This window comes from Exiguobacterium sp. TNDT2 (assembly GCF_003331145.1).
GTDB lineage: Bacteria > Bacillota > Bacilli > Exiguobacteriales > Exiguobacteriaceae > Exiguobacterium.
In genome coordinates this window covers 151,184-164,553 of sequence record NZ_QLVE01000001.1, presented here as the reverse complement: position 1 = coordinate 164,553, position 13,370 = coordinate 151,184, and the positions used below count along the sequence as shown (strand labels likewise).

The 13,370-nt window shown below is 53.1% G+C and carries 15 protein-coding genes; 11 read left to right on the top strand and 4 right to left on the bottom strand.

Features of this window, described 5'->3' with window-relative positions; translation table 11 throughout:
- The first annotated feature begins 65 nt into the window (after positions 1-65).
- Genes DPV68_RS00905 through DPV68_RS00895 form a run of 3 tightly spaced genes read left to right on the top strand, consistent with a single transcriptional unit; the run spans position 66 to position 2,727 of the window.
- On the top strand, positions 66-713 hold the full coding sequence (locus tag DPV68_RS00905; RefSeq protein WP_114164976.1) for a response regulator transcription factor: 648 nt from the start codon (positions 66-68) through the stop codon (positions 711-713).
- Positions 713-1,981 carry a HAMP domain-containing sensor histidine kinase gene (locus DPV68_RS00900; protein WP_114164975.1) on the top strand — a complete coding sequence of 423 codons (1,269 nt, stop codon included), beginning with the start codon at positions 713-715 and terminating at the stop codon, positions 1,979-1,981. Before DPV68_RS00905 ends, DPV68_RS00900 begins: the two co-directional genes overlap by 1 nt.
- On the top strand, positions 1,972-2,727 hold the full coding sequence (locus tag DPV68_RS00895; protein ID WP_114164974.1) for an AAA family ATPase: 756 nt from the start codon (positions 1,972-1,974) through the stop codon (positions 2,725-2,727). The genes DPV68_RS00900 and DPV68_RS00895 overlap by 10 nt, the downstream gene beginning before the upstream one ends.
- A gap of 120 nt (positions 2,728-2,847) precedes the next feature.
- Here DPV68_RS00895 and DPV68_RS00890 read toward each other — a convergent pair whose 3' ends face one another.
- Positions 2,848-3,282 carry a DUF6188 family protein gene (locus DPV68_RS00890; protein WP_114164973.1) on the bottom strand — a complete coding sequence of 145 codons (435 nt, stop codon included), beginning with the start codon at positions 3,280-3,282 and terminating at the stop codon, positions 2,848-2,850.
- Between the two features lie 227 nt (positions 3,283-3,509).
- Here DPV68_RS00890 and DPV68_RS00885 point away from each other — a divergent pair, with 227 nt between their 5' ends.
- Positions 3,510-5,045, top strand: a complete 1,536-nt coding sequence (locus DPV68_RS00885) for a diguanylate cyclase (RefSeq protein ID WP_114164972.1) — start codon at positions 3,510-3,512, stop codon at positions 5,043-5,045.
- Positions 5,042-5,536, top strand: a complete 495-nt coding sequence (locus DPV68_RS00880; RefSeq protein ID WP_114164971.1) for a hypothetical protein — start codon at positions 5,042-5,044, stop codon at positions 5,534-5,536. The genes DPV68_RS00885 and DPV68_RS00880 overlap by 4 nt, the downstream gene beginning before the upstream one ends.
- Positions 5,537-5,573: 37 nt before the next feature.
- Here the strand turns inward: DPV68_RS00880 and DPV68_RS00875 are convergent, their stop codons facing one another.
- Positions 5,574-6,446: an ROK family protein gene (locus tag DPV68_RS00875; protein ID WP_114164970.1), complete on the bottom strand. Its 873-nt coding sequence runs from the start codon at positions 6,444-6,446 to the stop codon at positions 5,574-5,576.
- 112 nt (positions 6,447-6,558) lie between these two features.
- Here DPV68_RS00875 and DPV68_RS00870 point away from each other — a divergent pair, with 112 nt between their 5' ends.
- From DPV68_RS00870 to DPV68_RS00855, 4 genes are read left to right on the top strand one after another with little or no spacing between them, the layout of a single operon-like run.
- On the top strand, positions 6,559-7,233 hold the full coding sequence (locus DPV68_RS00870; RefSeq protein ID WP_114164969.1) for an ABC transporter ATP-binding protein: 675 nt from the start codon (positions 6,559-6,561) through the stop codon (positions 7,231-7,233).
- A complete protein-coding gene (locus DPV68_RS00865; protein WP_114164968.1) occupies positions 7,230-8,237 on the top strand; it encodes an ABC transporter permease in 1,008 nt (335 codons plus the stop codon). Before DPV68_RS00870 ends, DPV68_RS00865 begins: the two co-directional genes overlap by 4 nt.
- Positions 8,234-8,845 carry a class I SAM-dependent methyltransferase gene (locus tag DPV68_RS00860; RefSeq protein WP_114164967.1) on the top strand — a complete coding sequence of 204 codons (612 nt, stop codon included), beginning with the start codon at positions 8,234-8,236 and terminating at the stop codon, positions 8,843-8,845. Before DPV68_RS00865 ends, DPV68_RS00860 begins: the two co-directional genes overlap by 4 nt.
- Before the next feature lie 17 nt (positions 8,846-8,862).
- Positions 8,863-9,525, top strand: coding sequence for an NAD(P)H-dependent oxidoreductase (locus DPV68_RS00855; protein ID WP_114165105.1), 663 nt, complete (start codon positions 8,863-8,865; stop codon positions 9,523-9,525).
- A gap of 35 nt (positions 9,526-9,560) precedes the next feature.
- On the opposite strand, the gene DPV68_RS00850 is transcribed toward DPV68_RS00855, so the two are convergent.
- Positions 9,561-10,196, bottom strand: coding sequence for a nitroreductase family protein (locus DPV68_RS00850; protein WP_034780571.1), 636 nt, complete (start codon positions 10,194-10,196; stop codon positions 9,561-9,563).
- A complete protein-coding gene (locus DPV68_RS00845; RefSeq protein ID WP_029596329.1) occupies positions 10,193-10,639 on the bottom strand; it encodes a MarR family winged helix-turn-helix transcriptional regulator in 447 nt (148 codons plus the stop codon). The genes DPV68_RS00850 and DPV68_RS00845 overlap by 4 nt, the downstream gene beginning before the upstream one ends.
- A 184-nt stretch (positions 10,640-10,823) precedes the next feature.
- Between DPV68_RS00845 and DPV68_RS00840 the strand changes: the two genes are divergently transcribed.
- Both DPV68_RS00840 and DPV68_RS00835 read left to right on the top strand, forming a co-directional pair.
- A complete protein-coding gene (locus tag DPV68_RS00840; protein ID WP_114164966.1) occupies positions 10,824-13,016 on the top strand; it encodes a malate synthase G in 2,193 nt (730 codons plus the stop codon).
- The gene (locus DPV68_RS00835) at positions 13,013-13,309 is read left to right on the top strand and encodes a hypothetical protein (RefSeq protein WP_029596327.1); all 297 of its coding nucleotides are present in this window, start codon (positions 13,013-13,015) and stop codon (positions 13,307-13,309) included. The genes DPV68_RS00840 and DPV68_RS00835 overlap by 4 nt, the downstream gene beginning before the upstream one ends.
- Positions 13,310-13,370 lie beyond the last annotated feature (61 nt).

Genomic DNA, 13,370 nt, shown 5'->3' with positions numbered 1-13,370 from the left:
AATTGTCTTTGGGAAATGATGGGTTCGTTTCGCGATGCGATATAATGAGAGTGGAGGCGATAGAGATGAACGTACTTGTGGTCGAAGATGAACTGAAATTAGCGGACGGACTCGCCCGCTTTTTAACGTACGCGGGGTTTCACGTCAGTGTGGCCGGTACGCTCGCCGAGGCGAAGCGACAGCTCGAGCAACCGTTCGATGCGGTCTTACTCGACGTTCGTTTGCCAGACGGGGAAGGTTGGACGCTCATTCCGAAACTGAAGACGCTAAAGCCTCGACCGGCCATCATCTTGGCGACGGCACGAGGAGAGGCAGATGACCGTGTGTTCGGGCTAGAGCTCGGGGCTGACGATTATTTGGTCAAGCCGATTGTGTTAAAAGAACTCGAAATCCGTCTGAAACGTCTCGTCAAACAGACCGACGAGATCGCATTCGGCGACATGACGGTGGACATACGCTCTCGCACGGTGATTGAAGACGGGCAAGCGATTCGGATGACGAATAAGGAATATGAGTTGTTGATTTACTTCTTGAAGCATAGCGGAGAAGCACTTGATCGGAATCGGCTACTCGATGAGGTGTGGGATTACACGTACGCCGGGGACACGCGGACGGTCGATACGCACGTCAAACAGTTGCGTGACAAATCACCAACGATGAAACGGCAATTGAAGACGGTGCACCGCGTCGGTTATCGATTGGAGGAAATCTGATGAGCCGTTTGATGAAGAAATTGCTCTGGACGGCAATCCTTCCGCTCGTCGTCATGGCGTTGCTCACATTTGGTCTGACATCACTCCTGATTGGACGTTTCGCTGAGACAGAGAGCTACGATCAACTCGAGCGTGAGGCGGACATCGTTTACGATGCACTCGTGGACGGGCGTGGCATCCCGGGTCAGCTCGACGTTCTCGTATTTCAAGACGGAGAGGCGGTCAACCTTGAACGCGGGGGCCGGATGCGTCGCCATATGACGCCGACGTTCGACCCGGAAGCACTGTCTGAACGGGACGAGGTCAGCGTGAACGGCATGCGCCTATTGACGTTCCTTCGGGAAGAAGGGGATGTGCAAATCGTGACGTACGCACCCGTCCCGCTGTCGAATCCGCAGTTTCGTCAAATCTACGTCATTCTCGGGAGTGGGTTCTTGCTCGCGCTCCTCGTCGCCATTGGTGTGACGTATTGGATGGGGCGGCGTTTGACGTCCCCGCTCATCAAATTGAAACAGGCGACCGCGTCCATCATGTCAGGCCGGCATGATCTTACATTGCCTCCGGTCACCGACGACGAGATTGGGGATTTGACGGAAGCAGTCCGTCAGATGAACACGTCGCTCGAAGAGAAAGAGCGACTGCAAAACACGTTCATCTCTGGAATCACGCACGACGTCCGCACCCCGCTCGCCATCGTCCGAAATGAGGCAGAGATGCTCGAGCTCGGTGTCGTCAAACAAGAAGACGTGGCCGCGACGGCACGCAGTATGACCGAGGAGGTCGACCGCATCGACCGGCTCGTCACTCAGATGCTCGAGTACTCGAAGCTATCGGCAGGCAAGCAGACGCTCACGATTGAGACTGTTCACATGAATGAATTGATTGAAGCGACGGTCGCGCGGATGGAAGAATGGTTCCGGCATAAGCAAGTGACGGTCACGCTTGAACTCGAGGATGTGACGGTGCAGGCGGATCGTTTGGCGATGGAGCGCATCCTGTCGAACTTTCTTCAAAACTCGTATCATGCCAGTCCGCTCGGCGGCGTGATCACAATTAGGCTCACCGAGCGACGGCTTGAAATCGAGGATGAGGGGCCGGGCATCACGGAACCGATGCGCGCCAACATCTGGGACATGTACGTCAAAGGCGACCGCTCGAACGGGCACGGGCTTGGTCTGGCCACCAATAAGCTGTTGCTCGAGGCACAAGGAATGTCGTATGGGATTGAATCAAGAGAGGGGGCGCTATTTTGGATCGAATGGGACTAAATTTATTTTTGCGGGGCGTGCGCTTGGAACGGGATCGGATTGAACAACCAGGTTATCCGTTCTCGCTACCGATTTTTGATGGATTTGATGAATTGACGCTGACGAAGTCGGTCACGTTCTTGGTCGGCGAGAATGGGAGTGGAAAATCGACGTTGGTCGAAGGGATGGCTATCGCCGCCGGGTTCAATCCGGAAGGTGGGGCGACGACGTTCCGCTTTGAGACTGAATCGACGCATAGTCCATTGTTCGAAGCGCTCCGTCCGATTCGGGGCGCCTATCGACCAAAAGACGGATTTTTCCTCCGGGCCGAGACGGCGTATCAACTGTCGAGCTATGTGGATGAGATTGCACGGACGTCACCCGACCCGGAACGGTTCTATGCGTCCTATGGCGGTCGATCGCTCCATGAGCAGTCGCACGGGGAAGCGTTCTTGTCGCTCATGCTCCATCGTTTCCGGGATGGCGGGCTCTATATATTGGACGAGCCTGAGGCCGCCTTGTCCCCGATGCGACAGTTGACGATGCTCGCTCGGATGCATGAACTCGTCCAATCGGGCAGTCAATTCATCATCGCGACCCATTCACCAATCCTCATGTCGTATCCTGACGCCGACATTCTCCAAGTCGAGACGGGACTCCGGCCGACGACGTTCGACGAACTCGAGCACGTCCGTGTCATGCGTGATTTTCTAGCGGCGCCAGAACGGATGCAACGCATCTTGTTCGAGGACGAGACGGTGAAATAAGAAAAGAGCGGACGCGGCCGCTCTTTTCTTATGACTTCGTGACTTTGCGCAAGACGATGATGGCGAGACTGACGCCACCGGCAATCAACATATACGTGAGAATCTCCGTCCAAGCTGCCATCAGACATCCTCACCCGCGAAGACGGCCAAGTCTCCTTGAGGCATGGCGACGAGTAAGAAGTGTTCGCCTCCGAGCGGACGGGCGTCCCCGGCCTGCCAACTTTCATACTGTTCGTGATAGCCGTTCACGAACAGGACGGCACCGGATTCAAATGTCAGCTCAAGATGGGGATTGTCTTCAGATAACTGGATGGAACGGACGCGTTCGCGCCGGAGTCCGACAAGATGTTGGAGTTGTTCATCTTCATTGAATGATGACCCCGATGAATGGACGTACCAAGGTCCTTCAATCGAAAGCCACGATTCGTTGCCGTCTCGTTTAAAGTAAAGCAGATGATGGTTGGGGCCGGAACCGAAGTCAATCCCGACGAAGGAAGACGCGTTAAACAACTGGTGCAAAATCTGTGTTGCTTCAAGATATTCAGTACGGGTCACGCTTCCACCTCACTTAAATGGGTTAGTTACTTCCATCATTCCACGTTACATTGTTAAAGTAAATGAAAGGATTATGTGAAATCACTCATATCAAAAGTACAATCATCATGCGCAAGTTCTTGTGGTAAATATTTCAAAGTAATTGAAAGTTTGGTAAGTGATTCAATGAATTTCGGCAAGTTACCCGTGATTCGACTTATAATAAAAAGTATAGGTGAATCGATTTAATGAAACGAGGGATAATCATGGTTTATGGCTTGTTGATTGGCGGCATCGTCCTTATCACCATCGTCTTCAACATCCTTCGGTTGATGACGACCCCCGTCCTGAATCGCTGGTTGCTCGCTGGGTCGAGTAGCCTCGTCGTGATTTGGCACGGAGTATTGTCCGATTTTTATGATTTACATTGGTCGGTGCTGTTATTGATTATGACAGGACTCATTTGTTTTCATTGGAAAGGCATGACTGTTGCCATCATGGTCAGCTGGCTCCTCGTGTACAGTCAATCCGGGACGTTATCCTTTCCACTCTTGCTCAGTTATATCTTCTTCGGCCTAGGTGCAGCGCTTCTTTTCGGCTATGTCACCCAGTTGAAACGAGAACGATCAGGACGATTGCGCATGTTGACGGCGAGTTCTCGACAATTGAACGTGTTCCGAGAGGTCAGTTTCACCATGCAAGAAACGCTCGACCCGGACCGGTTGCTCCAAACAATTTTAACGTCAGTGACGGCTGGGCACGGTCTCGGCTTTAACCGATCGATCATTTTCTTCGCCGATGTGGAAAAAGATAGTATTTACGGGGTCATGGGAACGGGTCCAATGAACCCGGAAGATGGTTTTCAAATTTGGGAAGAAATCACTCGGCAACATTATGATCTCCAAGGACTGATTGACGAGAAAGAGACGGACTCGACACACGATGAGCAGTTGAACGAACGGATTCGGAAAATGACGATCCCGTTTCATGGAGACCATCTGTTCAAGCAGACACTCGACTCGGGACGGCCGCTCCACGTCTACGCGAGCATCACCGACGATCCGGTGTTGCGTATGTTACATACCGATTTACAGATGGACGAGTGTACGATTTTCCCGCTCCATCACCAAGGAATCCCATACGGACTTCTCGTCATCGACAACGTCGTCAATAAGAAACCGATCACCCCTCAAAAAATGGACAGTGTTCGACCAATCGCGGAGCAAGCTTCACTCGCATTGCATCAGACGATGCTGTACCAACGCATCGAGACGTTGGCGCTTCGTGACGGGTTGACCCGTCTCAAAAACCATCGTTCGTTCGAGCAAGACTTGGACGTCTTGTTCCGGGAGTGTGAAACGGACGAATTGTCACTCATCGTCATGGACATCGACCATTTCAAACATTACAATGACACGAACGGTCATTTGGCTGGAAACGAGTTACTTACGCGGCTGGCGAGTGTCATTCGGCGGAGCGTACCGGACGAGCAGATGGCCTATCGGTTCGGAGGCGAAGAGTTTGTCGTCCTGCTGCCGCAATATGATGAAGTCGAGGCGTCGCATGTGGCAGAGACGATTCGTGCGGCCGTGCTCGGCACAAACTTCACCTATGGAGAACGACAGCCGGGAGGACGATTAACACTCAGCTTCGGTGTCGCTTCGAAGCACACGCTTCACGAACAGTCACGTGAACGGTTGATCGAGTGCGCCGATCAAGCGCTGTACGCAGCAAAATCACGAGGGAAAAACCAAGTCTGCCGCTGGGAAGGGGTGCCGCTATGACCGAATTCAGTGTCATGATCATGACAGTCGCCTTTATCGCGACCATCTTGTTTACGAGCCGTCCAAGTTATCGGTTTGTGACGGGTAGTGTGGCCAACCGACACGCGGAGGCACTGGGCGTCTCGCTGAAAGACGTCTCATTCTCGTTCGACCAAATGGTGTATTTCATCGCCTTGCCGACAACGATTCCCGAAGTGCGGGATGCGATGAAAGAAGAGCTGGTCGTCGAACCGTATTATGAGTCGTATTTCTTTCCAGAAGTGAACGGCGTGCAAGTCTCGGTGAAATCAGGGTCCGCCGTGATTCCTATCGCCTATTTGCCGATTGACGACTTCAGCCTTCCCGTGTTGGATCGACACTTGGAGGCCGGCAAGGTTAATGAACGCGTCAACCGAACGATTCGGGCACACATGATCGTTCATGAGCGTACGCTCGCAGCGATTCGAGATGAGGTGTATCATCACCTCCATGAAGACCGCCTGGCACAATAAAAGGGTTTCCATCACAAACTTGTGATGGAAACCTTTTTTACTGCGCTAACATGTGAAACCGTGCGGCACCGATCAAGTTGGCCTCGTTGAAGTGGGCACACGTCTCGACGTCGATGCGGAATGTTCCGAACGCGTCGCAAAGCGCATCCAAGTGTCGCTTGATGCCGTCCCGAACTTCCGGGCGACGACTGATGCCGCCACCGATTAAAATACGCTCCGGGTCGAGCCCGAATTGGAGGTTGTAGATGCCAATCGCGTTCCAGCGATAGAAGCGCTCCAGTTCCACCTGGATGATTGGGTCGCTTTGAAGCGCGAACACATCTTTTCCGGTAAGGGGACGTTCGAGTTGCTCACTGCATCGATGGACAAAAGCGGCCGTGGCACCGATTTTACTCCATGTCCCATCTGGGTGGGGAAGAGACGGGTCGAGAATCCAATATCCGAACTCACCGCCATGGAAGTGGGATCCGATCATCACCTGATCATGGTCGACGAATGCTCCGCCAACGCCCGTCCCGATGACGACCGTCGCGTAGCTCGTCACCGACGCCGCGGCACCGGTCCATCCTTCTGCGAGCGCTGCCGCGTTGGCATCGTTCAAGACAGTGACAGGCAAGTCGTACCGCTCTTTGAACGCCTGTAAGAAAGGACGATCATGAATGTAGGGAAGTGCACTGATTCCATGAATCACTCCGGTCGTCGAATCGACGGCGCCGGGCGCACTGAAGCCGATACCGTCGAAGCGGGCTTCGGCGGTCGTTTCGTTAAAGATCACATCGACTTGTTCGAGCAAGCCGTCCCACGTCGCAGGGGTTGGGACGTGTTTGTTTGACAGTAGGGTGCCATCGGATCGGACGACTCCGTATTTGATACTAGTTCCACCGATATCGATGGCTAAATAATGTTGCATGCTGTTCTACTCCTTTATGTGGAGGATGACAAGGGATATTATGACACATTTTTTTTGCGTGTTATGATAAACATAGTAAAAAACATATTCGTAAATCGGGAGGTTCTCTCTCATGAACGTTCACATTGAACAAGCCGGGTATGAACGCGGTGAGGCGGTCATCGAGGCCATCCGGTTCGAGGTCCGCCCGGGCGAAATCGTCGGGATGATTGGATCGAACGGGGCCGGGAAGAGTACGACGCTCGCCTGTCTCACCGGAACGATCCCGTGGATGCGTGGAACGGTGCAAATTGACCGCTACGCCTATATCCCCGAGCAACCGGTGTACTATGATTATTTGACGCTCGAGGAACATATCGCTCTCGTGTTGGAATTGACGGACGTTGATAATCGTGAGCGGACGGAAGAACTGATCCGGTTGTTTCGGCTCGAGACGGTTCGCCACGACTATATCGCCTCGTTCTCAAAAGGGATGAAGCAAAAAGCGATGATCCTCTTGGCGCTCATCCAAGAAGCGAAGTTTCTCCTTGTCGACGAACCGTTCGTTGGACTCGATGCGACGACGACGATCCAGTTGCTTCGTTTACTTGAAGCGGAACGTCGTCAAGGTACCGGGGTGCTTCTCGTCACCCACGTCCTCGATACGGCAGAGCGGTTATGCGACCGCTTCGTCTGGATCGATGACGGACGCATGCTCGCGGGCGGGACAAAAGAAGAGTTGCGTCTCAGCCTGCAAACCGAAGGCGAGTCGCTGTTCGAGATGATGGAAGATGTGGTCATGCGATGAATGAACATCAGCTGTTCGTTAGACGTGTCCGCACCCATGTGACCAAACAGTGGAAGACGTGGCGGCTCATCTTGGATTGGACAGTCGTTCTATACGGCGTCATTCCGTTCGCCATCTTTCTCGGGTATCAATACCGATTGCTTTGGCAAGGCGAAATCGAGTGGGTGAGTCAGGTGCCGATGTTCGTTTGGGCGCTTGGAATTGGAATCGTCCTCCTTAGAAATCCGTTTTTCGTCTGGGTCGAACGGGCGGACGTGACGCTGGTGGCCAAACGTTCTTTAATTGATAAATTGAAGCACGATTCGTTGCTCTATCAAGCCCTCAAACTCGGTGCAATGTTCCTCTTTGTTTTGTCGGCGTTCATGCCCGTGCTTTGGCTTGACGGTTGGTCCGTTGCCTCTATATTCGCATTCGAGATCAGCCTCCTGTTTTTGACCGGGATTCATACGTGGATCCGTTATCAGTTGACGGTCCGGCGCAGCCATTGGATGTTACGAGTTACGGTCACGTGTGTGACGTTCGTTTGTATGTATGCGCTCCTCATCGACTCACCTTTATGGTCGGCCGTACTCGGCAGTGGTCTTGTTGCATTTGCGATGTATGTCGGAGAAGGGTGGCTGTCACGCCACCCATATCTTAGCCAAGAACTCGAACGTAGTGAGGCGTTGCGTACCGCCTTTGACCGGGCATTATTATCGACGTCGGGCGCCATCGAGAAGCCGAGCCGGCGCAAGCGTCCGCTCTATCGACCGAGACCGAATCGGTTTGGGACCGCCCGGCGCACGACGGCCATCTTACTTTATATACGGACGCCGCGTCATCGGAACTTATGGCTGCGTCTCATCCCGCTTGCCGTCACGGGGATGCTCCTCGTACCGAGTTGGTTCAAGTTGCTCATTCCGCTCTACGTCGGCTATGTGATGTGGCAAGAACGACAGGCGTTCAAACAAGAGATGGAGCGGCATCCGTTTTTCCGTGCCATCCAAGAAAGGACACATTCATGACTGAACAAGACTATGAACGATTGCTCCAAATCGAGACGGCGAAACCGCAACAAGGGTTCCCGGCCTCGGCCGAATACCACCGCTATGAACCGACTCCTTATGAGGCGCTCGACTTGTTGCGTGACGCCTATCCGCTCGCCGCGACGGACACGGTCGTCGACTTCGGCTCGGGGAAAGGGCGCCTCCCGTTTTATCTCGCCTATACGTTCCGAGTTCGGGCCATTGGCATCGAAATGGATGGCGGCTTCCACGAAGCGGCACTTAAGAATTGGATGAACTACGCCAAGAAACACCGGACGCGCGGCAGTGTCCAGCTCGTCCGCGGCTACGCCGAACAGTTTGAGGTGCCGGCTGAGGCGAACCGCTTTTATTTCTTCAACCCGTTCTCGGTGAACGTGTTCCGGCAGGTCGTCGCGAATATCATCGACTCGGTCGAGCGAGCACAGCGTCCGGTCGACCTCATCCTCTATTATCCGGCCGATGAGTACTTACATTTTCTGAACGATGAGACGCCGTTTCGCTACGTACAGGACGTCCGATTGCCCTTGAAGAATCTTCATGAGCGCTTTCTCATTTATCGTTTTGATATGATGGAGTCATCTTGGTGAATGGGGAGTGGATCATCGTGAAGAAAGAAGATATTTTAGATGCGTATCGTTGGCGTCAAGCGACGAAGGAGTTCGACGCGGACCGTAAAATTGATGAGGAAGATTTCGAATTCATCTTGGAGACAGGCCGCCTGTCACCAAGTTCGTTCGGTTTTGAGCCTTGGCAGTTCGTCGTCGTTCGTCGCGAAGACTTGCTCCAAAAGATTAAAGACCATGCTTGGGGCGCGCAAGGCCAAGCGTTGACGGCAAGCCATTTCGTGTTGATCTTGGCGCGGACGCCTGAAGCGATGCGCTACGACTCGGACTACATCCGTCACATCGTCACGGACGTCCAAGGACGGACCGAGGACGAGTACGCCCTTCGGGTGAAACGGGTCCGTGAGTTCCAAGAACAAGATTATCGACTGTTGGACGACGAGCGTGTGTTCCAAGAATGGATCAAACGCCAGACGTATATCCCGCTCGGCAACATGATGACGGCCGCCGCACAGATCGGCGTCGACTCATGTCCGATCGAAGGGTTCAATCAAGCGGAGATTGACGAATTATTGATTTCGGAAGGCGTCATGGAACGAGGTGCCTGGTCGCTCTCAGTCATGGTCGCGTTCGGACATCGGGCCCGTGATTTCGCGCCGAAGACACGTCGCGATTTCAACGAGGTCGTCAAATACATCGGATAAAAAAAGCTCAAGCGCCGAGGCGCTTGAGCTTTTGCTTATTTCCAGTCGGTGATGCGATCGATTGGAAAGCGGACCGATTGGTAACCGTCTTCCGCGGCTTTTCCGATTGAGAGGAGCATGACCGGAAGGTAGCGCTCTTTCTCGAGGCCGAACGCTTCCGCGATGTTCGCTTTGTCATAACCACCGATCGGGTTTGTGTCGTAGCCGTGGGCACGGGCGACGAGCATGAGTTGCATCGCGACGAGACCCGAGTCGAGCAAGATGCTGTCTTTGACAGACTCTTTCGGTGCGTCTTTGAAGATGCCTTTGATCATGTCAACTTGACGGTCGCGGACTTCTGGTGGCATGAGGCCACGCTCGACGGCCGTATCAAAGATCTCCTGTGTGTAATCGGCCATCTGGTAGTCGGCAAAGATGGCGATAACGGCTGATGACGTCTCGACTTGGCGTTTGTTGAAGCTTGCGAGCGGAAGGAGTGTGTCTTTACCTTCTGCGCTATCGATGACGACGAAGCGCCACGGTTGCAGGTTGAGTGATGACGGTGCCGTCGTTGCTTCCTCCAGGATTTGTGTCATCTCTTCTTTTGAGATTTTGACGTTCTCATCATAGACGCGAATCGAGCGGCGTCCTTTGAGGATTTCCATAAAGTCTTTCTGTGTTGTCGTGTTCATATAAGGGTCTTCCTTTCATGTTGAATGTTGGTTTGTAACGTATTTAAAAGTTCGAGTAACTGTCGTTGCTCCTCTACCTTCATGTTTACAAAAAGACGGTCCGATAAGCACTTCTTTTGCTCGGTCCAATGTGCAATCCGCTCCCGACCGACATCGGTCAAATCGACAAAGATGACCCGATTGTCTTGGAGGCAGCGTTCGCGCGTGATCAAGCCCTGTGTCTCGAGCTGTTTCAAATGACGCGTGATGGCGGCATGATCGACGCCGACCCGTTGTTGCAGTTCACGCTGACGCAAAGGGCCGACGTGATGCAAGTTGCTCAAAATATCGAAGCGGGTCGAGCTGAGCCCGTCCATTTCCGTATCGAACAGTTGGGCCAGTTCTTTTTGTACGGTGATGACGTGGTAGAGAATCTCATCGCTGAGCGAACAGGCGTCGCGCATCGGGTATCCTCCTTCAAAAAACTAATTGATGAATCAATCATTGATAGGTCACGCAATGTATACTAATCGGTTTTGAAATAGATCGCAAATAAAAAGTTTCAAAAAAACTGTTGTCAAACTGTTATATAATAGTCTATATTAAAGTAAACTGATATATAACAATTGAATGGAAGGATGTTACGGCTTGGAACATTACAAACAAGTAGGTACTTATCACGTACATGAAACGTTGCTCGACTTCATCTCGGCTCGTATATTGCCTGACGAAGAGGAACACCGACAATTTTGGCCTGGGGTCGGGCGCCTACTCGATGAGTTCACTCCTCGGAATGAGTCACTGCTTCACGAACGTGAGTCGTATGAGCGACTATTACAGGAATGGTACAGCGAGCACAAGCAAGCATTTGACATGGAAGACTACGAGCGTTTCCTTCGGTCCATCGATTACATCGAAGCAGCCGTCCCCGATTTCAACATCGACGTTACGGGTGTCGATTCAGAGATTACAAGGCAAGCCGGACCGCAGCTCGTCGTTCCGCTCGACAATGCACGCTATGCATTGAACGCGGCGAACGCTCGCTGGGGAAGCCTCTATGACGCCTTGTACGGAACGGACGTCATCGACGAAGAGGACGGGAAAACGAAGTCGAGCGGCTATAATCCAGTTCGCGGTGAAGCGGTCATCGCCTATGCCAAACAGTTTCTCGACGATACATTTCCGCTCCGGGAGGGCTCGCACGAAGAAGCGAACGGCTATCTCGTGTCAGAGGGCAGGCCCTACGCCATCATCGAAGGGAACCGCATCGCGTTTCAAGACGATTGTCTCGTCGGCTATGTCGGGGAAACGAGTGATCCGAATAAGCTCTTGCTCGTCCATAACGGGATTCACGCCGAGTTGAAGTTTGACCGGGACCACCCAATCGGAAGGGTCGATCGAGCAGGGCTCATTGACATCGAACTCGAGTCCGCCTTGTCTGCCATCGTCGACTGTGAAGACTCGGTTGCCGCTGTTCGGGCGGAAGACAAGGTCCACCTTTACGCAAACTGGCTAGGCCTGATGGACGGGACGCTCGAAGCAACATTCACGAAAGGAGGTCGGCCGCTCACTCGGAAGTTGAACCCTGACCGGAAGTATGTCGGGAAAGACGGGCGTGAAGTCACGCTTCCGGGCCGATCGCTCCTCTTTATTCGAAACGTCGGGCACTTGATGACGACAGACTTGATGCTCGACGCGGAAGGATGTGAAGTGCCGGAAGGGATCTTGGACGGGATTTTCACTGCGCTCATCGCGAGCCGCCACCTTGATGCCAGACGAAATTCCCGCGAACGCTCCATCTATATCGTCAAACCGAAGATGCATGGATCCAAGGAAGTCGCGTTCACGAACGACTTGTTCGATGCGATTGAAGATGTACTCGAGTTACCGCGTCACACGCTCAAAGTCGGCGTGATGGACGAGGAGCGACGCACGTCGCTTAATTTGAAGAACTGTATCGAGCAAGTGAAGGAACGCATCGTCTTCATCAATACCGGATTCCTCGACCGGACGGGCGATGAGATTCACTCCTCGCTCACGCTCGGACCGATGCGCAAGAAAGGCGAGATGAAGACATCGGAGTGGCTCGATGCTTATGAACGTCTGAATGTCCAGATCGGTCTCGACGCTGGTTTCCATCAACGCGGGCAAATCGGGAAAGGGATGTGGGCGATGCCCGATCGGATGCGCGACATGATGCGTGAAAAAAGCAATCATGTCCGGTCCGGGGCGACGACGGCTTGGGTGCCGTCCCCGACGGCGGCCACGCTTCATGCGCTGCATTACCATCAAGTCGATGCGTTTGACGTTCAGCGTGAGTTGGCGAATCGTTCGTTTGATCCAGCAACTGAGCGAGGGCGTCTGCTCGAGGTACCACTCGCCACGCGTCTCTATACAGATGAGGAAGTGAACGAGGAACTCGAGAACAACCTGCAAGGGTTGCTCGGTTACGTCGTCCGTTGGGTCGAGCAAGGTGTCGGTTGCTCCAAAGTGCCAGATATTCATCATGTCGGGTTGATGGAAGACCGAGCAACGCTTCGTATTTCGAGTCAACATGTCGCCAACTGGCTATACCATGGAGTCTGTAGCCGTGAACAAGTCGAAGCGACGCTTTACCGGATGGCCGAGGTCGTCGACGCGCAAAACGCGGAAGATCCACACTATCGTCCGATGACGCCAGATGTAGACCGCTCTATCGCCTATCAAGCGGCGAAAGAGTTAGTGTTCGAAGGCGATGCATCACCAAATGGATATACGGAACCGATTTTGCACCGGCGCCGTCGACAGTTTTTACAACAAGTGACATTGGAACCGAATTTAAAAGGAGGAACCTCATCATGACAACGAAAAAAATCGAAAGCGAACAGTTGATTGAACGTTGGGTCGTCCGCCGCATCGTATCTGGAGAATCGACAGCGGCGCTCGCCAACACGGCGTTCGTCTATGGGAACGACTTGATGCGCCTCGTGCTCGACCGGGCCGACGGGTCGCTCCAAATCATGAGAGAGCCGGTCGAAGAGGTCGTCATTTTCCGCAAGCCGGAAGATCGGGATGAAGAAAACGTCTGTCGTTGCTGCGGCATGGAGCACTCGTCATTCAAAGCGGCACTCGAGTGCTGCGCATACTTGGATTAAACTCGCACTATCTGTTATATAACAATGGATAAATATATAAATTAATATAATACAGGAGGAA